Raw genomic sequence first — 24,357 nt, forward strand, 5'->3', positions numbered from 1 at the left:
AACCGCGTAACCGCGTAACCGCGTAACCGCGTACCCCGACCCCGATCACGACGAGGCCGATGCGATGACCACCGACCGAGACCGGATCATCACCCCGGTCACCGAGGGCCTCCTGCGCGGCGCGGCCGACGCGGAACGCACCGCGCGCGGCCTGCTGCCGCACCGGCTGCCCGCCCGGGTCCGCCCGCAGATTCCCGACGACCAACTGGCCACGGCCGAGTCCCGCCCGTCGGGCGTGCGCCTGGTCTTCCGTACCCGGGCGACCGTCATCGAGCTGGACGCCCTGCCCACGAAGAGGGCCTACCGGGGCTTCCCGGTCTCGCCGGACGGCGCGTACGACCTCGTGATCGACGGAGTGCTTACGGCCACGACCACCGTGCCCGGCGGCAGGCTCCGCACCCTCGATCCGGCCACCCAGGCGGTCGAACTCGAAGAGGGGCCGCCCGGCACCGCCCGCTTCGCGGACCTGCCCGCGCGGGACAAGCACGTCGAGATCTGGCTCCCCCACACCGAGACGACCGAGCTGATCGCGCTGCGCACCGACGCCCCCGTCACGCCGGCGCCCGAGAGTGGGCGCAGGGTGTGGCTGCACCACGGCAGCTCCATCAGCCACGGCTCGAACGCGGAGCGCCCGACCGGCACCTGGCCCGCCCTGGCCGCGGCGCAGGGGGCGGTGGACCTGGTCAACATGGGATTCTCCGGCAGCGCCCTGCTGGACCCCTTCACCGCCCGCGCGATGCGCGACACCCCCGCCGACCTGATCAGCGTGAAGATCGGCATCAACATCGTCAACCTGGACCTGATGCGGCTGCGTGCCTTCGTGCCCGCGGTCCACGGCTTCCTCGACACGCTCCGCGAGGGCCATCCGACGACTCCGCTGCTGGTCGTCTCGCCCCTCCTGTGCCCCATCCAGGAGGACACCCCCGGCCCCCTCGCCACCGATGTCAGTACCGGGACCCTGCGGTTCAAGGCGCTGGGGGACCCGGCCGAACGGGCCGCCGGGCGGCTGACGCTCAATGTCGTCCGCGAGGCGCTCGCCGGGATCTTCGCGCGGCGGGCGGCCGGGGACCCGCACCTGCACCACCTCGACGGGCGTGACCTCTACGGGGCCGCGGACCACGCCGAACTGCCCCTGCCCGACGACCTGCACCCCGACCCCGCGGGCCACGTGCGCATCGCCGGGAACTTCGTCCGGCACGCCTTCGCCGCCGGCAGGCCCTTCGCCCCGCCGGCGGCCTGAACCACCGCGTGGCGCCGGCCGGCGGGGGTGCCCTCCGGGTGCTCCGCCGGACTCGCCGCGGACCCGGCCGCGGGTCAGAATGACGGCACGCCGTCCGGTGCCCGAAAGTTCCCGAGCGCGGATTTTGCATGAACATGCATCATCGCGCATACTCATCCCATGTCAAAGGTTCTCACCTCCCTGCCCACCGGCGAGCGCGTCGGAATCGCCTTCTCCGGCGGCCTCGACACCTCCGTCGCCGTCGCCTGGATGCGCGACAAGGGTGCCGTCCCCTGCACCTACACCGCCGACATCGGCCAGTACGACGAGCCCGACATCGCGTCGGTGCCCGCGCGGGCCACGGCGTACGGCGCCGAGCTCGCGCGTCTGGTCGACTGCCGTGCGGCGCTCGTGGAGGAGGGCCTGGCGGCTCTCGCCTGCGGCGCGTTCCACATCCGCTCGGGCGGTCGCGCGTACTTCAACACGACGCCGCTCGGCCGCGCCGTCACCGGTACGCTGCTGGTCCGCGCGATGCTGGAGGACGACGTCCAGATCTGGGGCGACGGGTCGACCTTCAAGGGCAATGACATCGAGCGGTTCTACCGTTACGGCCTGCTCGCCAACCCGCACCTGCGCATCTACAAGCCGTGGCTCGACGCCGACTTCGTCACCGAGCTCGGTGGCCGCAAGGAGATGTCGGAGTGGCTGCTCGCCCACGAGCTGCCCTACCGCGACAGCACCGAGAAGGCGTACTCCACCGACGCCAACATCTGGGGCGCCACCCACGAGGCGAAGACCCTGGAGCACCTCGACACCGGTGTCGAGACCGTCGACCCGATCATGGGCGTCCGGTTCTGGGACCCCTCGGTCGAGATCGCCACCGAGGACGTGACCATCGGCTTCGAGCAGGGCCGCCCGGTCACGATCAACGGGAAGGAGTTCGCCTCCGCCGTCGACCTGGTCATCGAGGCGAACGCCATCGGCGGCCGCCACGGCCTGGGCATGTCGGACCAGATCGAGAACCGGATCATCGAGGCCAAGAGCCGCGGCATCTACGAGGCTCCGGGCCTGGCCCTGCTGCACGCCGCCTACGAGCGCCTCGTCAACGCGATCCACAACGAGGACACCGTCGCCCAGTACCACAACGAGGGCCGGCGCCTCGGCCGCCTCATGTACGAGGGCCGCTGGCTCGACCCGCAGGCGCTGATGATCCGCGAGTCCCTGCAGCGCTGGGTCGGTACGGCGATCACCGGAGAGGTGACGCTGCGCCTGCGGCGCGGCGAGGACTACTCGATCATGAACACCACGGGCCCGGCGTTCAGCTACCACCCGGACAAGCTCTCCATGGAGCGCACCGAGGACTCGGCGTTCGGCCCGGTGGACCGCATCGGCCAGCTCACCATGCGCAACCTCGACATCGCCGACTCCCGCGCGAAGCTGGAGCAGTACGCCGGCCTCGGCATCGTCGGCACCACGCACCCCGCGCTCATCGGCGCCGTCGAGGCGCCCGGCTCCGGCCTGATCGGCGCCATGCCCGAGGGCGGCGCCGAGGCCATCGCCTCGCGCGGCGAGGTCTCCGGCGACGACGAGCTGCTGGACCGCGCCGCGATGGAGTTCGGCACCGACTAGTCGCCGCCGGCGGCAGGACGTGACGCGACGCGCCGCCCGTGGTCCCCGTGGGGACCGCGGGCGGCGTTCGTCTTGTTCGTCTTCTTCGTGTTCTTCGCCTTCTTCACGGGGCCGTGGTCGGCCGGGGGGCGACCGCGCCGCCGCGAACCCGGCGCACCTGGCCCCGGGAGTCCAGGAGCCGCAGGTCGCGGTGGATGGTCATCGCGCTGACGTCCAGTTCGCGGACGAGCCGTTCGAGGGAGACGTATCCCTCGCGGCATGCCGTCTCGACGATGTGGTGCCGGCGGGAAGCGGCGGTCAGCTTGCCCGTGGCCAGACTGATGGAACCCCGACGGCTGTTCATCCGTGCGCGCCATCGCCGCCGCCCTCGCCGCCGGCGCCCTCGCCCCCGGCAAGTGCCACTCCGTCACCCTCGTCCCGGCCGAGCGTGCACCGGGCATCGGCGAGCCCGACTACACCACCGCTTCGCTCTACACCGAGCTCACCGCGCGCGGCGTCGCCCCCACCCGCGCGAGCTACACCGTCCACTCCGCCCTCGTCCCACCGGACGAGGCCCCCCTGCTCGAGCTGCCCGAGGGCGCGCCCGTCCTGCACATCGAGCAGCTCACCTACGACCAGCACGGCCGCCCGTACGAGTTCAACCGCGTCGTCTACCGCGCGAACCGCTACCGCTTCCACGCCACGCTGACGGCGGAGTCCCGGCGGGGACCCGAGCCCAGGCCGCTCCCGGAAGTCGAGACTGGAATCAACCCCGCGCTGCTGGGCGCGCTCGGCAAGGGATTCTGACGGCGTCCTGGCAGGATCGCGGCATGGAACGTGTGCTGGGAATCGGTGGGTATTTCGTGCGGGCCGCGGATCCGGCTGCCCTGGGCGCGTGGTACCGGGACTGCCTGGGGCTGGACTCGGACGAACACGGCCTGTGGCGTCAGGGGGCCGGCCCGACGGTGTTCGCGCCGTTCGAGTCCGGGACCGGCTATTTCGGGTCCCCCGCCCAGCAGACCATGCTCAACTTCCGGGTCCGCGACCTGGACGCGATGCTCGCGCAGCTGCGTGCCAAGGGCGCGGACGTGGCGCCCGAAACCCAGGACATGGACGGCGTCGGCCGTTTCGGCTGGGTCACGGACCCGGAGGGCAACCGGATCGAGCTGTGGCAGCCCGCCTGATCACGCCCCTCAGGCGGGAGCGGGAGCCGGAGTCGTGGCCGGAGTTGGCGCCGACACCGGCGCCGGGCGGACGGCGTGTACCGCCTCCGGCGGGAGGTGGCGCTCCAGCCGGGTCAGGGCGAGTGCGGCGCCCAGTGCGGCGACGGTCAGGAAGGCCCACGGCAGGCGCCCGTCGAGCGCGAGCAGCCCGGTGAAGAGGGACGGAGCCAGCGCGGTGGCCAGGGAGTACGACAGCTGGTAGGTGGCCAGGTAGCGGCCGCGTACGGCCTCGGGCGCGGCCGAGACCGACAGGGCGCCGCCCGAGGGGCTGTGGACCAGTTCGCCAACGGTGTAGACCACCACGATGGCCAGGAGGGCGACCAGTGTCGCGGTCTGTCCGGGCCGGACCGTGCCGAGCACGATCTGCCCCACGAAGGCGGCCGCGAAGAGCAGCGCCCCGAGGGCCGCGGAGCGGGTGCGGCGGGCTCCGGAACGCCGGACCCGGCTCGCGATCAGGACGCCGATCCCGGCGCAGAGCGCGGTGTTGACCGTGAAGGCCGCGCCCGTGAGCGAATCGGGTCCGTGTAGCCAGGTGCTGATGTAGAGCGGGAAGAGGACGGACAGCGCCGAGTATCCGAGCGCGGTCAGGAAGTTGGCGGCGGTCAGGCCCAGGAAGGGCCGGTCGGCGAGCACCATCCGGTAGCCCGCGGGCGGACGCTTGGCCGAGCCGGCCGAGCCGAGCTCGCCGTGCGCGAGCTCCCGTACCGGCTTCACGCGGCTGACGAGCAGTCCGGCGAGCGCGAAGGCGACCGCGTTGCCCCAGGCGGTGTAGGTGAACCCGTCCGTGCCCCACAGGGCCAGGACTCCCGAGACGACCAGGGCGCCGGCGCCCATGCCCGCGTTCTGCAGGGCCCGGATGGAGGCCTGGAGCCGGTCGCGGGCGCCGCCCCGGGCCACTTCCCCGATGAGCGACTGCTGTACGACGGGGAAGGAGCGGTCGGCGAGGGCCGTGATCAGCGCGACGGCGGCGAAGGCGGGGAGCGACCCGGCCAGCGGGTAGAGGGCGAAGCCGAGGGCCCGGACCGCGTAGAGCAGCAGGTTGGCCTTCCTGGCCCCGAACCGGTCGACGGCCGAGCCGGCGAGCGGCATGACCGCGAGGCCGGCCAGGCCGGTCGCCGTCAGCACGATGCCGACGACGGCGAAGGAGAGGCCGGTGACGTGGTGGAAGAAGACGAGCGAGAAGGGGATGTACATCCCGATCCCGATCGAGCTGATGCCCACTCCGAGGAGCAGCGAGCGTTCGCCCGCCACCCGTTCCTCGCGCTTGCCCTTGACCATGTCGCTCTCTCCCCCGATTAGATTGCCGGAAAGTAGCTTAGCGGTAAGCGGCTTAGCGTCAAGGGGATTCCTCGCCGCCGAGGTTCCACGCCTCGATGTCGCGGTAGTGGATCGGTCCAGGTCCGCGGCCGATGTTGCTCCCGACCAGGTGCAGACGCTCCGTCCGCCAGCGCCGGCCGGTGAACCCGGCGAGTCCGGCCGCGGCCTCCACCGCCGAGGAGGCGTCGTTGCGGCGGGCGCGCGCCAGCGTCAGGTGCGGTCGCAGCGGCCGGTCCTCGAAGGGGATGCCGCATTCCTTGACCACCGCCCGGACATCGGCGGCGAGCCGGTGCAGCCCGTCGAGGTCCCCGTCGATCCCGCTCCACAGCACCCGCTCACCGAAGTGGCCGCCCCCGCGCAGGGCCAGGCGTACGGGACCGCGCGCCGCCGCGAGTTCCGCGAGCGGCGGCCGCAGGGACGGGACGGCCTCGACCGGCAGCTCGCCGAGGAACGCCAGGGTGATGTGCCAGTCCTCGACGCGGTTCCACCGCATGTCCGGGTAGGCGGCGTACGCGGGGCCGAGCTCGCGCGCGAGCTCCTCCTTCGCTTCGTCGGGCGGGGCGAGGGCGATGAACACGCGAACGGTCGCGGGCCGGGTCTCTTCGGTCAAATCGTTCACGTCGTTCATGGTGATCAGGTGTAGTCGGCCGTGTCGTGCACGTCCCCGAAGCGGGGGAAGATCCGTTCCACGGTGAACTCGTGCTCGTCGGCGGTGAAACCGGACATCGCGTCGGCCACGAACTCCAGCTCGTAGCCGTGGTCGCTCGCGGCTCGCGCCGTGGACTCGACCCCCATCGTGGTGACCAGCCCGGCGAGCACCACCGTGTCCACGCCCAGGCCGCGCAGCCGCTCGTCGAGCCCGGTGCCGTGGAAGGCCCCGACGGTCTGCTTGACGATCAGGACGTCGCCCGCCCGTACCAGCCCGTCGGCGAATCCGCTGCCCGGAGGCTGCTCCGCGACGCCCGGCCGGTCCACCCGGACGAGCACCACGGGGCGCCCGGCCGCCCTGAAGGCCTCGGCCAGCCGCAGGCAGCGGGCCAGGACCTCTTCACCGGAGTGAGGGGCGACGGGCATGGCGATGATGCGGGGCATCAGGTCGATGAGGATCAGCGCGGAGGTCACGGGAGTGATCATAGGACAGCGGTGCGGCGGCGCCCGGGCGCCGGAAGCGGGTCCGAAGCGGGCCTGAGGCGGGCCTGAAGCGGGTCCGAAGCAGGGCTACGGCGTGCTCGTGAAGGAGCGGCGGTAGGAGCGGGGCGGAACTCCCCTGCGCCGTACGAACTGTTCGCGCAGCACCGCCGCGCTGCCGTAGCCGACCCGGCGGGCGATCTCCTCGACGGGCAGGTCCGTGCTCTCCAGGAGTTCCTCCGCGCTGCTCAGCCGCAGGTTCCGCAGCCAGGCGTGCGGGGTGGTGCCGGTCGCGGCGGTGAACCGGCGGGCGAAGGAGCGCTTGCTCATCACGGCGCGGCGAGCCAGTTCCGTGACGGGGAGCGGCTCGTGGAGGTGTTCGCGGGCCCAGGCGAGCACCTCGGAGAGCCGCTCGTCGAGGCAGTCCTCGGGGACGGGCGCGGCGAGGTACTGGGCCTGCCCGCCGTCGCGGTGCGAGGGCAGCACCATGTCCCGGGCGACGCCGTTGGCCATCGCCGCCCCGTGCTCCCGCCTCAGCAGGTGCAGGCACAGATCGAAGCCGGCGGCGGCTCCGGCGCCCGTGACGATCCTGCCCTCGTCGATGTACAGGGCGTCCGGTTCGACGGCTACGCCCGGATGGCGGTCGGCCAGCAACTCGGCGAACCGCCAGTGCGTGGTGGCCCGTAGACCGTCGAGCAGCCCGGCCTCGGCGAGCGCGAACGTGCCGACGCAGTGGGCCGCGAGCACGGCGCCGCGTCCGTACGCGGCGACCAGCGCGTCCAGCACCGCCCGACCGGGCGGTGTGCGGAAACCGGCCCCCGGCAGGGCGATCACCAGATCGGCGGCGGCCAGCCGGTCGAGGCCGTGCTCGATGGCGAGCGGCACGCCGATGTCGGTGGGGACCGGCCCGGGCCGCTCGGCGCACAGGGCGAAATCGAAGCCCGGCAGCCCCTTTCCGTGCGGGCCGAAGACCTCGCTGACGATCCCGACGGCGAGCATGCCGACACCGGGCGGGACGTACGCGGCGACGCTCTTGAAAGGAGGCACGGGAGCAGTCTGCCACCCGTGGCACGAATCCTGCGATCACTGGCAGATGTGCCACTCGTGGGCTCCCCGCCGACGCGGAAGGATTACAGCCATGACGAACACGAAGACAGACACGAAGACCGGCACGAAGACCGGCGCGAACGCAGGCGCCGCGCAGGGCCTCCGCGCCGACGCACCGCTCGGCCGCGGCGCCGTCTACAAGATCCTCACCACCGGCTACGTCGGCTCCACCGGCCCCGGGGTCGCCGCCACCGTCTCCTACGTGTCCGACGCCGGCCGGCACTTCATCTTCGACCCGGGCATGGTGGCGAGCCACGCGGACATCCTCGGCCCGCTCGCGGAACTGGGCCTCGGCCCCGAGGACATCACCGACGTGGTGCTCAGTCACCACCACCCGGACAACACCATGAACGTGGGCCTGTTCGGCGGGGCCCGGGTGCACGACCACAAGGTCGAGTACCAGGGCGACCAGTGGACGAACCGGGACGCCGAGGGCTACGAACTCACCCCCTCCCTGCGCCTGATCCGTACGCCGGGACACAGCCACGAGGACATCACCCTGCTGGCCGGAACGGACACGGGCGTGGTGGCGTTCGCCGGCGACCTGTGGTGGCACGCGCAGGGCCCCGCCGACGACCCGGTGGCCCCGGACCGCGAGGTGCTGCGCGCCTCCCGGCTGCGGGTGCTCGCCGCGGCGGACCTGATCGTCCCGGGCCACGGCGGTCCCTTCGCCGCCGACGGCGAGGTACCGGTCTGACCCCGCCCCACCGAATCGCGCCGGTGGCTGCGCTTTTGCGTCAACTCCGCTCTCATTTGGGTGAGTTGCTGCCGTACTGACCTATCTTCCATGGGGCATACCGGTTCGCCCCAGGAGGTCAGATTGCAGTCCAGGCGCTTCCTCGCCTTACCCCGCGCATTCCGTAGGTCCCGGCTGCTCATCGCCTTCGGCCTCGGCGCGCTGCTGATCGGCTTCACGCCGTGGCTCGGGGTCGCGAGCCCGACGCCCGCCCCGACCCCCGCGCCCCCCGCCGAGGAGACGGCGCAGCAGTCGCCGCACCACGGCGTGGCTCCGGCGAACGCCATGGAGCCGACGGCCCCCGTTCTCGACCGGACCGGATGGACGGCCGCGGCGAGCGACGAGGAGACGGCCGGCGAGAACGGCCGCGCGGCCAACGTCCTCGACGGCGACACCGGCACGCTCTGGCACAGCAAGTGGTCCGGCACCCCGGCCCCGCTCCCGCACAGCATCACCATCGACATGCACCGCACGAGCGCGGTCTCCGCGCTCGTCTACCACCCCCGCACGAACGGCCCCAACGGCCGGGCGGGCGCCTACACCGTCACCACCAGCACCGACGGCACCGCCTTCGGCGCACCGGTGGCCGCGGGCACCTGGCGCGACGACGACACCGTCAAGACCGCCACCTTCACCCGTACCGCGAACGCCCGGTTCGTCCGGCTGACCGTGACCACCGAGGCCGGCGCCCGCGGCCCGTGGACCTCCGCGGCCGAGATCCGCCTGAGCGGGCCGGCCGCCCCCGCCGTCCACGGATCCTGGGGCCGGATCACCGGATTCCCCCTGGTTCCCGTGGCCACCGCAGTCCTCCCCGGGGACAAGCTCCTGGCCTGGTCCGCGTACGCCGTGGACCGCTTCGGCGGCAGCAACGGCTACACCCAGACGGCGATCCTCGACCTGAAGACGGGCAAGGTCACCCAGCGCCGCATCGACAACACGGGGCACGACATGTTCTGCCCCGGCATAGCCATGCTGGCCGACGGCCGCGTGCTGGTCACCGGGGGCAGCAACGCGGAGAAGGCCAGCATCTACGACCCCGTCACCGACGACTGGTCCGCCACCGGCAGCATGAACATCCCCCGCGGCTACCAGTCCATGACGCTGCTCTCCACCGGCGAGGCCTTCGTCCTGGGCGGATCCTGGAGCGGACCCGCGGGCGACAAGGCCGCCGAGGCCTGGTCGCCGGAGACCCGGACCTGGCGCGGGCTCCCGGGAGTCCCGGCCCTCCAGGCCTCCACGGCCGACCCGGCCGGACCCTACCGCGCCGACAACCACATGTGGCTGCACGCCACTTCGGACGGCAAGGTACTCCAACTGGGCCCGAGCAAGCAGATGAACTGGATCTCGACCACCGGCACGGGCAGCATCACCCCCGCCGGCACCCGGTCCGACAGCGCCGACGCCATGACGGGCAACGCCGTCGCCTACGACATCGGCAAGCTCCTGACCCTGGGCGGCTCGCCCGCCTACCAGAACACCCCCGCCACGCGCCGCGCCTACACCGTGGGCATCACGGGCACCCAGGTCGAAACCGCCCGCACCGGAGACATGGAATACGCCAGGGCCTTCGCCAACAGCGTGGTCCTGCCCGACGGCAAGGTCATCGTCTTCGGCGGGCAGAGCTACCCGGTCCCCTTCAGCGACGCGACCTCGGTCCTGACGCCCGAGCTGTGGGACCCGGCGACCGGCGCCTTCACCCCGCTCGCCACCATGGCGGTCCCGCGCAACTACCACAGCGTGGCCAACCTGTTGCCGGACGGGCGGGTCTTCTCCGGCGGCGGAGGCCTGTGCGGCGACTGCGCCACCAACCACGCCGACGGGGCCGTCTTCACACCGCCGTACCTCCTGAACCAGGACGGATCCCCGAAACCGCGCCCCGAGATCACGGGGAACGTCCCCGCCAGAACGTCCCCCGGCACCACCCTCACCCTGTCCACCTCCACCCCGGCCGCGTCCTTCGTCCTGATGCGGGCGGCGGCCGCGACCCACTCGACCGACAACGACCAGCGAAGGGTCCCCCTGACCTCCACGGCCACGGGAACCGGCACCTACACGGTGTCGATACCCGCCGACCCGGGCGTGGTCCTGCCGGGCACCTACATGCTCTTCGCCCTGGACCCCCAGGGAGTCCCGAGCCCGGCCCGCTTCACGACCATCTCCTGACCCACCCCCCACCCCACCCCCCCACCGCCCCGCCGCCGGAACCTCCCCGGCGGGGCGGTCGGGAACGGGTCCGGCCCGGCCCCGCCTGGTGCGGGGTCGGGCCGGAGCGTTGTGCGGTCGGTTCAGGGGGCGAGCAGGTAGGCGTTCGTGATCGTCTCCCGCACCGCGTTGCCGGCCTTGTCCTTCAGGTCCACCCGGAACGAAACGGCCTTGGCCGACGCCGGGTGCCGCACGGTCACCGAACGCGCGCCCTCCGCGTCTGTCGCCACCGCGAGGAGCCGCCAGGTCGCGCCTCCGTCGAAGGAGACCCGGACCGTCAGCGCGGCGACCTGCGCCGCATCGGCGGCCACGCCGCCCAGCCGCAGCGGGACCTTCAGCGAGCTGCCCGCGGGCGCCGTTGCGCTCAGGCTCAGCTTCGGCGAGAGCCGTACCGAGGACAGCGGCAGCTTCACCGACCGGTCCGTGGCCGGGCGGGCCGAGGTGAACGTCCAACTCGCCCGCACTTTCGTGCTGGTGGCGGTGTCCTTGGCGGACCGGGTGGCCTCTCTGGTCAGCCGGTACACGGCGGATCCGGCCGGGAGCTCGGCGCTGAACCAGCCGGTGGACGGGGTCTCGGCGATGACCTTGCCGCCGGACTCCAGCCGGGTGAATCCCCCCGTGGGGATGGAGTAGCCCTCGTGGCCGCCGCCGTCGTTGAACAACCCGACGTTGGCGTCCATGTAGTTGCCGGTCCGCCACCCGCCCTGTTCGTCCCCGGCCTCGAGGTCGGGGCCGACCACGCCGGTGTTGAAGTTCAGCGTGTAGCTCTTGCCCGGCTTGTACGACACCCGGTTGTGCGTGTAGATGGTGCGCACCTCGCCTCCGGAGTCGAGCTGCGAGGCCGTCCAGGACCAGCGCACTCCCTCCGTGCTGACGTACTGGGTACTCGCCAGCGGCAGGCTCTGTACCGGCGGGTCCTGCACCCCGGCGGTGTACCCCTGGTCGTCCGTCGCTATCGCGGTGATCTGGCCCTTCGTCCCTGCGACCGAGGCCCCGAAGCCGAGCTTGACCTCGGCGACGTCGGCCCGGGTGACCTTGCGGTCGAGCCCGCTGAAGAACGTACCCGTACGGTTGAAGGCCAGCCGGTAGTCGACGTTCTTGCCCGCCGCGCCCGGTGTCTTCCACAGGCCGTTGTACTGCGCCCGCAGTGTGGGCGCGGCCGGGCCCAGGTGCTGGGTGAGGATCTTCGTCGTCCCGTCGGTGGCCCACATGTCGGACACCATCGCGGCGTCGTCGGAGAACCCGGCGTAGGCACTCACCAGCTTCGCGCCCGGATCCGGCGGGGTCACTGCGAACGGCTTGGCCTTGCGGGAGTCGAAGGTGACCGTGCTCTTCCCGGTGACCTTCAGCACCGGCTGGACGAAGAAGCCCAGGGTGGGACCCGGGCCCCAGACGACGCCCTCCAGCAGGTAGTCGCCCTTGGGCAGCCGCTGGACGACCGTGCCGCTCGGGTCGTACGGGACCTCGAAGCGGCCCTCCAGACCGGTGCCGAGCTTGGTGATGGTGGTGTAGTAGGTGGCCGGGCTCGCGCCGTTGACGTCCAGGTGCCGCAGGGTGATGTCGTACGACTCCACCTCGCGTTCGACCGCGAGGCCGGTGCGCACTTCCTGGCCGTCCCCTGCGGCCAGCACGGTGCCCCCGAAGGCGCCGTCCTTCGTGCCCTTGCGGGTGTCGGCGGTCACGGTGGTCTTCGCGGTGCCGCCGGCCGGGATCGCGAGCTGGGCGTCCTTGACCGTGAACATCCCGGCCGGGGCCGGGCGGCCCGACGAGTCGGTGCCGGCCGTGCTCAGCTTGAGCGTGACGGGCTTGGTGCCGTTGTTGCGGTACGTGAGGGTCTTGGTGACCGGCTTGTCGTCGGCGTGCGGCCAGGAGTGCGTGCCGAAGGCGAGGGACCCGGGTGCGGCGGTCACGACGGCCTTGACGGCGCGGGCGAGGTCGGTGCGGCCGGCGCCCTGCTCGTAGGCGTTGTTCGCCGGGTTCGGCTTGGCCGATCCGGTCAGCAGGGCCTTGATCCGGGCCGGGCTCCAGTCCGGGTGCTGCTGGCGGACCAGGGCCGCGGCGCCCGCGACGTGCGGGGTGGCCATCGAGGTGCCCGACATGCTGATGTAGCCGTCGGGTGAGGGGAACTCGCCCTGCGTGGTGGCGGCAGCGGTGATGTCGACGCCCGGGGCGGTGATGTCCGGCTTGGTCACCCCGTCGGCGTTCGGTCCGCGGCTGGAGAACTCCGCGAGCTGGTCCTGCTTGTCCACCGCGCCCACGGTGAGTGCGGCGGGGGCGCTGCCGGGCGTGCGCAGGGTGCCCGCCTTGGGTCCCTCGTTCCCCGCGGCCACCACGAACAGCGCCTTGCCGGAGAGCTGGGCGACCGCTTCCTCCTTGGGGTCGGTGCCCGGCTGGTCAGGAGCGCCCAGACTCATGTTGACCACCGTCGCGCCCTGGTCCACGGCCCACTGCATACCGCTGACGATCTCGGAGTCGGATCCGAAGCCGTCGTCGCCCAGGACCTTGCCGTCCAGGAGCTGCACCCCGGGTGCCACACCCTTGTAGAGACCGCCCGACCGCGCGCCCGATCCGGCGATCGTGGAGGCCACGTGCGTACCGTGCCCGTACCGGTCCTTGGAGTCGGGCGAACTGCTGAAGTTCTTCTGCAGGATCTCGACGCCCTTGAGGTCCGGGTGGGTCTCGTCGACCCCCGTGTCCAGGACCGCCACCTTGACGCCCTTGCCGGTGAAGCCCGCTTTCCACATGGCGGGCGCGCCTATCTGCGGCACGCTCTTGTCCAGGGTGGCGCTCACCTTGCCGTCCAGCCACAGGTGCGCGACCGGCGGTTCGGGCGCGGAGCCCAGGGTGCGGGCGTCCTTCCGGCCGGTGACCGCCGTCCAGAGGGCCGCGGCGTCGGCCTTCGGCGCGTTGAACGCCTCGCCCGCCACCGCGGGCAGCTCGCGACGGTCGCGGGCGACCGCCGCCAGCGTGTCGCCGGAGGCCCCGAAGGTCTTGGCCCCCGACGCGTCGCGCCGATAGCCGGCGATCAGGGGCAGCGTGGTGCGGTGCGCGTCGTCGTACCCGTCCCGGACCAGCCCCGCGACGTCGAACAGGCGCCGGTCGAGCACCCCGTCGGCGACCAGTCGCAGGGCGTCCTGCGGAATGACGTACGTGTACGCGCCCTCGCGGCGCACCGAGAAGGCGATCCCCTCACGGCCCGCGCCGCGCAGCAGCTGCTCGACGCTGCCGTCGCCCTTGACGACGACCCGGTCACCCGTGATCAGGGTCACCGTCGCCGGGGGCTTCGCATCCGTCTTCGGCCTTCCCGTCGCCGAAGCCCCCGTACCGTCCGGCGCCGGCTGGGCGCCGGCCGACACGGTCCCGGCGATCAGTGTCCCGGTCACCGCCGCGGCGAGCGCTGCGGTCCTGGCTCTCCCTACGAATCCCACCCGTGTTCCCCCGTGTTCGTGTACAAGCCGATCGTGTCGGCTATCACGCGGCCGAGCCCCGTTCGGTTCTCGGTCGCACGAACAAATTCCGGTGCAGTACACGGAGGTTGGCCGGAACCGGTGTCACCAGGTCACGGGCAGCTCCCGCAACCCGTAGACGATGGTGTCCCGTTGGAAGACGAGCCGCTCCTCGGGTACGGCCAGGCGCAGGCCCGGCAGCTTGCGCAGGACGGCCTCCAGCATGATCTGGAGCTCGACCCGCGCCAGGGTGTGGCCCAGACACTGGTGCGGACCGTGGCCGAATGCCACGTGCCGGCGTGCCGCGTCCCGGGTCACGTTCAGCTCGGCGGGGCAGGCCGGGACGCCGTCCGAGGCGGCGTCCGAGGCGGCGTCCGAGGCGGCGTCCGCCGCGGTGTCCGGGGCGGCGAAGAGTTCAGGCTGCCGGTTGGCGGTGGACAGCATGCAGATCACTCCGTCCCCGGCCCGGATCGGCGCCCCGCCGACCGAGACGTCCTCGGTGGCGGCACGGCCGAGCCCGAGGTGGATGATCGTGAGGTAGCGCAGCAGTTCCTCCACCGCTCCGGGGATCAGGGCCGGTTCGGCCCGCAGTCGGGCGGCCTGCCCGGGGTGGCGCAGCAGGGCCAGGACACTGAGCGCCGCCATGTTGGTGGTGCTCTCGTGGCCGGTGATCAGGAGCATGAAGCCGAGCGAGGCCGTTTCGCGCGCGGTCAGGTCGGGCCGGACCGCGAGCCGGCTGAGGATGTCGTCCCCGGGGTCCCGCCGCTTCCGCTCGGCCAGCCCGGCCAGGTAGCCCATCAGCTCGCGGTGGGCCTCGGAGGCCCGGCCGGGGTCGGTGGTGTTGTCGAGCAGGGTCCGGCTCAGCGACTGGAACAGCGCGTGGTCCTCGTACGGGACCCCCAGCATCAGGCAGATGACCAGGGACGGGACGGGCAGCGCGAAGTCCGCGACGAGGTCGGCGCTCCGGCGGCCGTCGGCGGTCATGGCCTCGACGGCGGCCTCCACCACCTCGACGATGGCCGGGCGCAGTTCCTGGACCCGGCGGGTCAGGAAGTCCTTGGCGACCATCCGGCGCAGCCGGGCGTGCTCCGGATCGTCCATCCGGATGAAACTGGGCTGAGCGGTGGCCAGTTGACGCTGGCCGGGGGAGAGGAAGGGGAATCCGGGGGTGCGTGCGTCGGCGCTGAAACGGGAGTCGGCGAGCACCGCCCGCACCTCCTGATGGCCCGTCACAACCCAGCAGGGGGTGCCGTCGGGGAGCTCGGCACGGCTGACCGGAGCCCCGGCCGCGGCCTGCGTGTAGCCGGGCGGCGGGTCGTAGGGGCAGGAGCCGTAGGGGGCGGGGAGGGTGAGCGCGGCCGCGGTGCCGGGAGTGGCGACGGCGGCGGCAGCGGTCGGCGTGGCGGTGGCGGCGGTGGTGACGGTCATGGTGGCGGATCTCATCCGGAGGGGGGTCGGCCGCCGTCGGGCGGGGTGTGGAGGGCGCCGAGCGTGGCGCACATGGTGGCGCACTGCCCGGCGAGGAGCAGCAGTTCGATCAGCTGGTCGGGGCGCAGTCCGGCCGACAGCCGGTCCCACAGCGGTTGCGGCAGCGGCTCACCGGCCGCGAGCGCGTCGGACGTCTCCAGCAGGGCCAGATCGGCCGCGGACCAGGGGTGTCCGGCGAGCGGTGCGGCCGTGGCCGCCACCTCCCCGGAGTCCAGCCCGGCGTCCGCGGCGACCGCGCGGTGACGGTCGAAGACGAAGGCACCGCCGCGGCGGTGCGCGGTGCGCAGGACCACCAGCTCGCGCTGGCGGCTCGACAAGGTTCCCTCGTGGGTCAGGACCCGGGCCAGGGAGAGCCAGGCGTGGGCGAGGGCGGGATGGTGGGCGAGGGTGCCGAAGAGGTTCACCCGGCCCGGTCCGTCCTGGGCGGATCCGGCCAGCAGCCCGCGCAGCGCGGGCGTCCACCGCTCGGGCGGCAGCGGGGCGATGCGTACGGGACGCTTCGGGGGTTCGGTGGTCATCGGGCTCACCACCGGCAGATGACGACGCCGGCGCTCGCGCCGCTCGCGAACCCGAACATGCCCACCAGGTCGCCCGGATGGAGCCGGTCCGATGTCAGGGCGGTGGCGAGCTGCAGCGGGATGGTGTTGGTCGCGACGTTGCCGTGCGCGGGGAACGTGGACAGGATCCGGGACGGGTCCACGCCCACCCAGCCGCACGCCACCCGGGTGAAGGGCACGGACGGCTGGTGCACGCAGACGAGGTCGAAGTCATCGACGTCCACGCCGAGTTCGCGCACCGCTGCGCGCACCTTGGCGGGCATCCCGTCGAAGGAGGCCACGAGCCGGGCCGAGTCGATCTCCAGGCGGCCCATCGTGCGGTGGTTCGCGTACGGATTGGGCAGCGTCGCCGCCTGCCAGCCCCAGGAGTTGGCGAAGAAGCGGCTCCCGAGGATCCCGGGCCGGGTGCTCGCGCAGACCAGGACCGCGGAGCCCATGTCGCCGGTGCTCAGGCTCGGCAGGGCGCCCATCACCTCGTCCGGGTCGGTGACGCTCCAGCGGCTCTCCCGGGTGCTGACCTCGGCGCTGGAGATCAGCACCCGCCGGTACTGCCCGGTCCGGATGAAGGAGTCGGCCACCTCCAGGGCGTTCAGTACGCCGTTGCAGGCGTTCTTCAGGTCGAACACCGGGCAGTCCAGGCCGAGTTTGGCGGCCACGACATGGGCGGTGGCCGGTTCCTCCATATCGGCGAGGATGCCGGCGTACAGCAGCAGGTCCACCTTCCCGGCCGGGGTGCCGCTCTCCTCGAGGAGGCTGCGGGCGGCGTGCACCGCCAGGTCGGAGGGCTGCTCCTCGTGTGGGGCCACCGTGCGCTGGGACAGCCCGTACATGTGCTGCAGCACGCCCCGGGACATGGGGATCCCGGGGCTGCAGGCCCGGAAGCGGTCCTCGACCGCGGACACGCTCTGGCGCCCCTCCGGTACGTGGACGGTGGCGTGGACGACGGCACTGTGAAGGGCCAAGGGTACGAAGCCTTCTGCTGGTGGGGGACGGCGGTGGTCAGGGCGCGGTGAGGAGGAGCACCACGTTGTGTCCGCCGAAGCCGAAGGAGTGGCTGACGGCGGCGGTGACCCGCTGCTCGCGCGCCGTGCCGGTCACGCAGTCGATGTCGTACGGAGATCCGGAGCCGACGCCTGCTCCGCAACCGGAGCCGCCCGCCGCGAGGTTGGCGATCGGTGCCACGCGGGAGTCCCGGATGGTGAGTGCCGTGAGGGCGGCCTCCACCGCGCCGGCGGCGCCGAGGCTGTGGCCGAGCACCCCCTTGGGGGCGGTCACGCTGGGGCCGTGCGGCAGGACGCGGGCGATGAGTTCCGCCTCGGTGCGGTCGTTGAGGGGGGTGGAGGTTCCGTGGGCGTTGACGTGGTCGACGTCGGCCGCGGACAGCCCGGCTTCGGCGAGCGCCGCCCGCAGGGCCGCCTCGGCGTACTCCCCGCCGGGGGACGGAGCCGTCGGATGGTGCGCGTCCGAGGTGAGGCCGGCTCCGGCGAGGTGCGCGTAGCCGCGCCGACCGCGGGCCGCCGCGTCCTGCGGCCGCTCCAGTACGAGCACTGCGGCCCCCTCGGCGATGACGAAGCCGTCCCGGTCCGCCGCGAACGGCCGAGAGGCCAGGGCGGGCTGGTCCGACCGCCCGGACAGGGCGCCCATCCGGGCGAAGCCGGTGGTGATCACCGGGGTCACGGCGGCCTCCGAGCCGCCGGCGATCGCGATGTCGCAGGCGCCGGAGAGCAGCAGGTCCCGGGCGATGGCCAGGGCGGTCGCCCCCGAGGAACAGGCCGTCTCGGTGGCCAGGGAGGGGCCGTGGGCGCCGAGGTCCGCCGACACCTCGCCCGCGGCCATGTTGGGGATGAGCATCGGGATGAGGGAGGGTGCGACCAGGTCGGGTCCCCCTTGGTGGAGGCGCAGGGTCTGGGTTTCCAGATGGGCGGCGCCGGCCAGTCCGGAGCCGATCACCACGGCCACGCGCGCCCCGTCCCAGGAGGCCGGGTCGAGCCCGGCGTCCGCCACGGCCTCGCGGGCCGCGAGGACCGCGAGCTGCGTGAAACGGCCCATCCGCCAGGCCTTGCGGCCGCCGATGCGCCCCTGGTCGGGGGTCATGGCGGGGATCCGGCAGGAGAAGTCGACCGGGCAGTCCTTCAGTTCGGGATCGGACTCGGCGGTGGAACGGCCCCGGAGCACACCGGCCCAGGTCTCCTCGCGGCCGAATCCGGCCGGAGTGATCAGGCCCAGGCCGGTGACGGTGACGGCGCGGCGGAGCGGGGAGCCCGTCACAGGGCGTCCCGTTCGGTCCGCTTGGAGTGGAGTACGGCCACGAGCTCGCCGATGGTGGTGCGCTTGGCCGCCTCGTGCTCCTCGACCTTCACGCCGAGTTCCTCCTGGAGGGCGAGAGCCAGTTCGGCGAGGGCGAGCGAGTCGAGGTCGAGGCTCTCCAGGGTGGCGTCGGGCAGGACGCTCTCGGGGGAGACTTCGAACTTCTCGGTGAGCACGGTGGTGAGCACGGTCTGGACCGGGGGCATGGCGATGTGTCCTTCCGGGACGGGAGTGAGCTGAAACAGGCCTGGGTCGGCTGCCGGCGGGTGACGGGCGGCCGGCAGCCGGGATTGTCGTGCGGGAGGGGATCAGGTCTCGGGGATCAGGCGGCGGAGTTCCGACGCGACCGGCCCGGTGCGACGACCGGTGAACGGGGCGGGGGTACCGAGGGCCGCCCGGAGCTCAGCGGGAGCCTCTCGGGAGAGGGCGCCGCGGTTGGTCGCGGCACAGCCGGGTACGGGCGGCCCGGTGGTGCGCGGGGAAGGGGTAACGGGGAACGGGCCTCAGGGCGCCGGTTCGATCCCGGGCACCGCGCGCTCCAGCCGCGGCCAGAGCACCGCCGCCGACCCCCAGGTGAGCCCGGCGCCGAAGGCGGTGAGCAGCACCCTTTCCCCGGCGTGCAGTTCGCCGCGCGAGGCCGCGTCGGCCAGGGCGAGCGGAATGGACGCGGCGCCGGTGTTGCCGACCCGCTCGATATTGGTGACCCGGCGCGGACCGGGTACGGGCAGACGCTCCCCGACGGCCTTCACGATGCGGGCGTTGGCCTGATGGGCGCAGAACCGGTCCACGTCCTCGGGCGACCAGCCCGCGTGCTTCAGTACGGTCTGCGAGGACTGGGTCATCCGGGTCACCGCGTGCTGGAACACCTCGCGCCCCTGCATGCGGAAGTGCCGGTCGCCGGGGCCGTAGGCCTGCGGATCGGACCGCTCCCGGGCACCGCCGCCCCGCACCTCGATCAACTCGTCGCCCGAGCCGTCGCTGCCGAGGTCGAAGGCCAGGATGCTCCCCGGTTCCCCGGAGCGGCCCCGGCGGAGCACCACGGCGCCCGCGCCGTCGCCGAAGACGATGCCGGCCGAGCGGTCCTCGGGGTCCAGGAGGGTCGAGTACAGGTCGGCCGCCACGAGCAGGACCCGGTCGGCGCAGCCGGAGAGCAGGGCGCCGGCGGCGGTGGCGAGCCCGTACAGGAAGCCGCTGCAGGCGGCGTTCACGTCCCAGGCCGCCGCGCCGCCCAGGCCCAGACGGGTGGCCAGCCGCGGGGCCATCGCGGGCATGGGCCGGTCCGGGGTCGAGGTGGCCACGAGCACGGTGTCCACCGGAGCGCCGCCCGCCACGGCCAGGGCGCGGCGTCCGGCTTCGAGGGCGAGCTCGCCGGTGGACACGCCGGGGTCGGCCCGGCGCCGCTCGCGGATTCCGGTGCGGCGGTGCACCCAGGCGTCGTCGATGCCCCATGCCGAGGGGAGTCCGGCGTTGGCGACCACCCGGGGCGGAACGTATCCGGCGATCCCCTCCAGCACCGCCGCGGGCGGGGCGGAGCGGGTGGCGGGGGATGTCAACTGGTCTTCTGGGCAAGGCAGGAGGGAAGTCACGCACGTCTCTCAGGAGGGATCTCGGGGGAGCGGCACGACTGTAGGGCGGGTCAAGATCACGGCGGGTGCGGAGGCGAAGGGGAACGGATGTGCTGGACGCCCGGTTCGACGGCATCGCCGCAGCTCAGGGGCGTGCAGGAAGAAACGTTACGGCCGCTGGGCCATCGGGGTATCGCCCCAAAGACTGAACCGGGTACGGCTGTCCAGGCGTCTTGCTGACGCCGGGGTGGTGCTGGTGATGCTGCTGTTGGTGGTGTTGGGATGGTGGTGTTGGGATGGTGGTGCCACTTCCGGACCCACAACCGCTTCGGCGGGCCGGGGGCAACGGCACGGGAGGGGTGCGCCTGTTGAACGTGTTGCGCACGCGCCCCTCCCGGCCGGACGGTCGTCAGTCGATCTGGAGCTCGCCCATCCGGCTCCAGCCGGTCGCGCCCTCGATGGTGGTGCTGACGATCTCCGGCGTCCGGGTGACGAGGGGCCGCATGGTCTCGAGGGCCGCGCGGAAGTGCGCGGAGGTGACGTGCGCTTCCGCGGCGTCGTCCTGGAACGCCTCGACCAGTAGGTAGGTGTCCGGCTCCTCCAGGCTGCGGGACCACTCGAACCACAGGTTGCCCGGCTCGGCGCGGGTGGCCCGCGTGAACTCCGCGACCAGTTCGGGCCACTGCTCGACGTACTCGGACTTGACGGGGAATTTCACCACAATGAAGATCATTCGAGCATTGTAGGCGCGAGCCCCCGCGGCCCGTGCTGCGCTCAGCCCTGCTCGGGGTCAGCCGACGGCGCGGGGAAGGCGGTGGCGGTGAGCGCCGCCGCGAGGTTCTCCTTGCGCATCCGCTGGTCGACGTAGATCAGGGCCACGACCAGTTGCGGGAAGCTGAACTGGAACAGCGAGCTGACGACACCGCCGAGGGTCAGGGTCGCCGCGTAGAACAGGAACGGGAAGATCAGCGCGCTGACCTCGGGTGAGGGATCGCCCGGCCCCGGCATGTTCGGGAAGAAGCCGAACATGCCGACGAAGCCGAACGGCATCTGGATGACGTACCCCACGACCATCGCCACCAGGTGTCCGAGCAGCCAGGTGCCGAACACCTTCCACCAGCCGTCGCGGACCAGACGCGCAGAGCGCCGCAGCGCCGCGACGGGGCCGAGGCCCTCGCACACCGCCGCGGCGGGAGCGAGGCTGAACCGGGCCGTGATCCAGATCGAGAAGGGGACGCACAGGAGCGTGCCCAGGAGGAGCAGGGGGACGGCGACCGGCGGGCCGGAGCCGTCCAGGTCCGCGGACATGATGATCAGCGGGACGCAGATCGCGTACAGCAGGATCGCCGGCCCGCCCGCCGTGAGCGCGGTGAGCAGTACGGTGCCCAGCACCGCCGGCAGCCGTGACCAGCCGCGGCGCCACAGCACGCCGAAGGTCACGGCGCGGCCGAGCACCGCCTCCTGGACCAGCGCGGGGCACAGCGCTGTGAACATCGCGGCGCCCACGGTGATCGTGACGAGCAGGACCACGCCCGCCGGTACGAAGGACAGGAAGAGGGCCGCCACGTCCGATCCCTCGGGGCCTGCTCCCGGGGCGGGACCGAAGAGGGCGGAGAACCGGTCGTAGGTGGCCGCGAAGGTGATCGCGAGCGCCGCGGCCACGACCAGGATCCCGATGCCCTGTACCGCGGCCATGACACCGATCAGGGGCTTCCAGTACCGCCCGAAGGTGGCGAAGGCTCCGTTCAGCACCTCGCCCGTGGTGAGCGGACGCAGGGGTATGACGCCCGGCTGCGGTGCGGGGGGAGGCATCCAGCCACCTCCCCACTGCGGCGGCACGGGCCGGTCCGGGTGTTGATTCCACCCAGCGTGGTGCGACATGACGGTTCCCCCTCGAATGAAGGGACACCGTAACCCGCCAGGGAAGAACGCCTCCCGGGGCCCCCTGCGGGGCCAGTGCGCCGCCCTCCGGCGCCGTGCCCGAGTGCGCTGATGTCGTCGCACGCCGGCCCTCCCCGGGTGCGTGAAGATCGCAGGTGGGTACGACCGCAGACGGAGGGCTCCATGGCATCCAGGGATACGGGCACCGGTACGGGAACGGACACGGACACGGGCACGGGCGTGGATACGGACCGGCCCGGCCGGATCGAGGCACACGGCATCGACCACGTCCCCGACCGGGAACGCCACGGCCGGGCCCGCGAGCTGTTCCCCGTCTGGGCCGCGGCGAACGTCAACTACCTGAGCATGGTGGTCGGCGGCGCCCTGATCCTCATGGGCCTGAGCCTGGGCCAGGCCGTCGCGGTCATCGTGCTGGGCAGCCTGTTCTGGGCGCCGATCGGCCTGCTGGCCGTCTCGGGACCGGCCTCGGGCACGCCGAGCGAGGTGATCGCGCGGGCGATGTACGGGATCCGCGGCAACCGGGTCAACATCGCCGTCAACGGCTGGGCGCTCTGCATCTGCTATATCGCGCTCAACCTCGCCGCCGCCGCGGTCGCCGCCTTCGTCTTCGTCGAGAAGGCGGGCATCGACACGAACAGCGGCGTCAAGGTCGCCGTCGTGGTGGTCATCGCCGCCCTCACCCTGGTCATCGGCGTCTACGGACACGCCACCATGGTGAAGCTCTACCCCCCGATCGCCATCGCCCTCACGGCCACCTTCGCCGTCGTCGCCGTGTACGTGTGCGCCCGCTCCGACCTCGGCCACCAGCCCGCGCGGCCACTGACGGGAGTCGACCTGTGGGCCACCCTCGCGGCCGGCCTCACCCTCATCGCCTCGGGCCCCCTCTCCTACACCAACAGCGCGGACTTCTCCCGCTACCTGCCGCGGGAGACCTCCCCGTGGGCCGTCGCGGCCTGGACCGCGCTCGGCGGGTTCCTGCCCGGCGTCCTCCTCACCTCGCTGGGCGCCCTCGCCGCGACCGTCGTGGACATGTCCGAACCGCAGGCCGGACTGGAGGGCATCCTGCCCACCTGGTTCTCACCCGTGTTCCTGCTGGCGATCGTGCTCGGTACGATCGCCAACAATGCGATGACCGCCTACAGTTCGGGCCTCGCCCTGCAGGCCGCCGGCGTCCGGGTCCGCCGCTCCCTGGGGGTCGTCGTCGACGGGGCGCTCGGGGTCGCGGTGACCCTGTACGCGCTCCTCGTCTCCAACTTCCTCGACACGGTCGGCAACCTCCTCCAGCTGACCGTCGTCGTGCTCGGGCCCAGCACGGCCGTCTACGCGACCGACATCCTGCTGCGCCGCTGCCGCTACGACGGCCCCGCGCTCACCGACGAGAACCCGGGCAGCCCCTTCTGGTACGCCCGGGGCGTCAACCCGGCGGGCGCGCTGGCCCTGACGGCGGGGATCGCGGCATCCGCGCTCTGCGTGGACACCCTGTACACCGGCCCCGTCGCCCGGGCCCTCGGCGGCGTGGACCTCTCCCTGCCCGTCGGCATCATCGTGTCGGCTTCCCTCTACGGACTCCTGATGCGCCGCTCCCTGCGAGGCCGGCCGACCGCTCCGCCCGCCTGACCCGGGCACCCGGCGCTCCGTACCCCCTACGACGGGGCGTGCAGTTTCCCGGTCTTCGCCACGCGGGCGTACCAGTGCGCGCTCGATTTGGGTGTGCGCTCCAGGGTCTCGAAGCCGACGTGGACCGCCCCGAACCGCTTGGCGTACCCGTACGACCACTCGAAGTTGTCGAGCAGCGACCAGAGGAGGTAGCCGCGCACGTCCACCGAGTCCCTGGTGGCGACCGCGGACTTCACCGAGGAGGGCGGCCGGCTCGCGATGCGGGTTCGCCGCGAAGCCGGGCTCTTGCGGAAAGCCCCTGATCAGGCGGTCCCGCTGGCAGGGGTGCGGGGAGGGTTCGGTGCCGGCGCGTCCGGTTCCGCGAGGTGGGTGTCCATCGCGGCGTTCAGGTCGGCCATGAACGCTTCGAACTGTTCCAGGAGCCGGGGCGGGTAGTGCGACATCGCGGTGTCGAGGCGGCGGGCGAGGGGGTCGAAGAACTCGTCCGCCCGTTCCTGGATGTGCGCACCGCTGCGCAGGGTGATGACGCGCCGGTCGGAGTGTTCGCGGGTGCGGGTGACGTGCCCTGCCGCCTCGAGACGGTTCAGGAGCGCGGTGGTGGCTCCCGTGGACAGGGAGATGCGTTCGCTCAGCCGCGCCGGTGACAGCGGCGTTCCGCGTTCTTCGGCGGCGGCGATCTCCAGTACGGCGGTCGCGTCGGTGGAGTGCAGCCCCAGCCTGGCGGCGAAGCGCCGGCCGAGCTCGGTGTAGTGGCCGCCGTAGGTCCTCAGCGATTCCATCAGCCGCTCGCGCTGCTCCGCGACGCCTTCGTGCACCGCTTCCTCCATGCCGGGCCTCCGCCTTCCTCCAGTGCCGTGCGGATCACGCGGTCACCGTGCTTTGACAACCTACCGCGATCACTTTACCTTCATCGTGGAATTACTTCACCATGGAGG

The 24,357-nt window shown here is 72.6% G+C and carries 22 protein-coding genes and 1 pseudogene; 7 read left to right on the top strand and 16 right to left on the bottom strand.

All coding sequences use genetic code 11. The annotated features are described in order from the left end of the window. The first annotated feature begins 64 nt into the window (after nucleotides 1–64). The gene (locus OG730_RS39395) at nucleotides 65–1,240 is read left to right on the top strand and encodes an SGNH/GDSL hydrolase family protein (RefSeq protein WP_327308796.1); all 1,176 of its coding nucleotides are present in this window, start codon (nucleotides 65–67) and stop codon (nucleotides 1,238–1,240) included. Nucleotides 1,241–1,399: 159 nt separating this feature from the next. After that, a complete protein-coding gene (argG, locus tag OG730_RS39400; protein WP_327308797.1) occupies nucleotides 1,400–2,848 on the top strand; it encodes an argininosuccinate synthase in 1,449 nt (482 codons plus the stop codon). A gap of 103 nt (nucleotides 2,849–2,951) precedes the next feature. On the opposite strand, the gene OG730_RS39405 is transcribed toward argG, so the two are convergent. After that, entirely contained in the window at nucleotides 2,952–3,191 is a 240-nt protein-coding gene (locus OG730_RS39405; protein ID WP_327308798.1) for a DeoR family transcriptional regulator, read from the bottom strand. Between the two features lie 2 nt (nucleotides 3,192–3,193). On the opposite strand from OG730_RS39405, the gene OG730_RS39410 reads away from it, so the two are divergent. Both OG730_RS39410 and OG730_RS39415 read left to right on the top strand, forming a co-directional pair. After that, the gene (locus OG730_RS39410; protein ID WP_327308799.1) at nucleotides 3,194–3,634 is read left to right on the top strand and encodes a GntR family transcriptional regulator; all 441 of its coding nucleotides are present in this window, start codon (nucleotides 3,194–3,196) and stop codon (nucleotides 3,632–3,634) included. A gap of 23 nt (nucleotides 3,635–3,657) precedes the next feature. Beyond that, a complete protein-coding gene (locus OG730_RS39415) occupies nucleotides 3,658–4,011 on the top strand; it encodes a VOC family protein (protein WP_327308800.1) in 354 nt (117 codons plus the stop codon). Between the two features lie 9 nt (nucleotides 4,012–4,020). Here the strand turns inward: OG730_RS39415 and OG730_RS39420 are convergent, their stop codons facing one another. The 4 genes from OG730_RS39420 to OG730_RS39435 all read right to left on the bottom strand — a co-directional run bounded on the left by OG730_RS39420 (nucleotide 4,021) and on the right by OG730_RS39435 (nucleotide 7,494). Further along, on the bottom strand, nucleotides 4,021–5,328 hold the full coding sequence (locus OG730_RS39420) for an MFS transporter (protein WP_327308801.1): 1,308 nt from the start codon (nucleotides 5,326–5,328) through the stop codon (nucleotides 4,021–4,023). Between the two features lie 58 nt (nucleotides 5,329–5,386). Beyond that, nucleotides 5,387–5,977, bottom strand: a complete 591-nt coding sequence (thpR, locus tag OG730_RS39425; protein ID WP_327309599.1) for an RNA 2',3'-cyclic phosphodiesterase — start codon at nucleotides 5,975–5,977, stop codon at nucleotides 5,387–5,389. Between the two features lie 23 nt (nucleotides 5,978–6,000). Then, nucleotides 6,001–6,501 carry an isochorismatase family protein gene (locus tag OG730_RS39430; RefSeq protein ID WP_327308802.1) on the bottom strand — a complete coding sequence of 167 codons (501 nt, stop codon included), beginning with the start codon at nucleotides 6,499–6,501 and terminating at the stop codon, nucleotides 6,001–6,003. Nucleotides 6,502–6,585: 84 nt separating this feature from the next. Then, on the bottom strand, nucleotides 6,586–7,494 hold the full coding sequence (locus OG730_RS39435) for a GlxA family transcriptional regulator (RefSeq protein WP_327309600.1): 909 nt from the start codon (nucleotides 7,492–7,494) through the stop codon (nucleotides 6,586–6,588). Nucleotides 7,495–7,633: 139 nt separating this feature from the next. Between OG730_RS39435 and OG730_RS39440 the strand changes: the two genes are divergently transcribed. After that, a complete protein-coding gene (locus OG730_RS39440) occupies nucleotides 7,634–8,299 on the top strand; it encodes an MBL fold metallo-hydrolase (protein WP_327308803.1) in 666 nt (221 codons plus the stop codon). Between the two features lie 123 nt (nucleotides 8,300–8,422). After that, nucleotides 8,423–10,501 (top strand): galactose oxidase family protein, encoded by a 2,079-nt coding sequence (locus OG730_RS39445; RefSeq protein WP_327308804.1) that lies wholly within the window; start codon nucleotides 8,423–8,425, stop codon nucleotides 10,499–10,501. A gap of 122 nt (nucleotides 10,502–10,623) precedes the next feature. Here OG730_RS39445 and OG730_RS39450 read toward each other — a convergent pair whose 3' ends face one another. The 9 genes from OG730_RS39450 to OG730_RS39490 all read right to left on the bottom strand — a co-directional run bounded on the left by OG730_RS39450 (nucleotide 10,624) and on the right by OG730_RS39490 (nucleotide 21,715). After that, complete coding sequence (locus tag OG730_RS39450) at nucleotides 10,624–13,968, bottom strand: S8 family peptidase (protein ID WP_327308805.1); 3,345 nt, start codon at nucleotides 13,966–13,968, stop codon at nucleotides 10,624–10,626. Between the two features lie 123 nt (nucleotides 13,969–14,091). Further along, on the bottom strand, nucleotides 14,092–15,414 hold the full coding sequence (locus OG730_RS39455; RefSeq protein WP_327308806.1) for a cytochrome P450: 1,323 nt from the start codon (nucleotides 15,412–15,414) through the stop codon (nucleotides 14,092–14,094). Nucleotides 15,415–15,425: 11 nt separating this feature from the next. Beyond that, nucleotides 15,426–15,992: a carboxymuconolactone decarboxylase family protein gene (locus OG730_RS39460; protein WP_327308807.1), complete on the bottom strand. Its 567-nt coding sequence runs from the start codon at nucleotides 15,990–15,992 to the stop codon at nucleotides 15,426–15,428. Nucleotides 15,993–15,997: 5 nt separating this feature from the next. Next, nucleotides 15,998–16,993, bottom strand: a complete 996-nt coding sequence (locus OG730_RS39465; protein WP_327308809.1) for a 3-oxoacyl-ACP synthase III family protein — start codon at nucleotides 16,991–16,993, stop codon at nucleotides 15,998–16,000. Nucleotides 16,994–17,030: 37 nt separating this feature from the next. Further along, the gene (locus OG730_RS39470) at nucleotides 17,031–18,299 is read right to left on the bottom strand and encodes a beta-ketoacyl-[acyl-carrier-protein] synthase family protein (protein WP_327308810.1); all 1,269 of its coding nucleotides are present in this window, start codon (nucleotides 18,297–18,299) and stop codon (nucleotides 17,031–17,033) included. Further along, nucleotides 18,296–18,544 (bottom strand): phosphopantetheine-binding protein, encoded by a 249-nt coding sequence (locus OG730_RS39475; RefSeq protein ID WP_327308811.1) that lies wholly within the window; start codon nucleotides 18,542–18,544, stop codon nucleotides 18,296–18,298. Before OG730_RS39475 ends, OG730_RS39470 begins: the two co-directional genes overlap by 4 nt. A 297-nt stretch (nucleotides 18,545–18,841) precedes the next feature. Then, entirely contained in the window at nucleotides 18,842–19,891 is a 1,050-nt protein-coding gene (locus OG730_RS39480; protein WP_327308812.1) for a beta-ketoacyl-ACP synthase 3, read from the bottom strand. Nucleotides 19,892–20,312: 421 nt separating this feature from the next. Beyond that, nucleotides 20,313–20,636, bottom strand: a complete 324-nt coding sequence (locus tag OG730_RS39485) for a putative quinol monooxygenase (protein WP_327308813.1) — start codon at nucleotides 20,634–20,636, stop codon at nucleotides 20,313–20,315. Between the two features lie 41 nt (nucleotides 20,637–20,677). Beyond that, nucleotides 20,678–21,715: a hypothetical protein gene (locus OG730_RS39490; protein ID WP_327308814.1), complete on the bottom strand. Its 1,038-nt coding sequence runs from the start codon at nucleotides 21,713–21,715 to the stop codon at nucleotides 20,678–20,680. A gap of 252 nt (nucleotides 21,716–21,967) precedes the next feature. Between OG730_RS39490 and OG730_RS39495 the strand changes: the two genes are divergently transcribed. Further along, a complete protein-coding gene (locus OG730_RS39495) occupies nucleotides 21,968–23,422 on the top strand; it encodes a purine-cytosine permease family protein (protein WP_327308815.1) in 1,455 nt (484 codons plus the stop codon). A gap of 26 nt (nucleotides 23,423–23,448) precedes the next feature. Here OG730_RS39495 and OG730_RS39500 read toward each other — a convergent pair. Together OG730_RS39500 and OG730_RS39505 are read right to left on the bottom strand one after the other, a co-directional pair. Further along, nucleotides 23,449–23,643 (bottom strand): annotated as a pseudogene (locus OG730_RS39500) (family 1 glycosylhydrolase); the annotation flags it as partial. Nucleotides 23,644–23,724: 81 nt separating this feature from the next. Continuing rightward, nucleotides 23,725–24,249, bottom strand: a complete 525-nt coding sequence (locus OG730_RS39505) for a MarR family winged helix-turn-helix transcriptional regulator (protein WP_327308816.1) — start codon at nucleotides 24,247–24,249, stop codon at nucleotides 23,725–23,727. Nucleotides 24,250–24,357 lie beyond the last annotated feature (108 nt).

It is taken from the genome of Streptomyces sp. NBC_01298, assembly GCF_035978755.1.
Classification (GTDB): domain Bacteria; phylum Actinomycetota; class Actinomycetes; order Streptomycetales; family Streptomycetaceae; genus Streptomyces.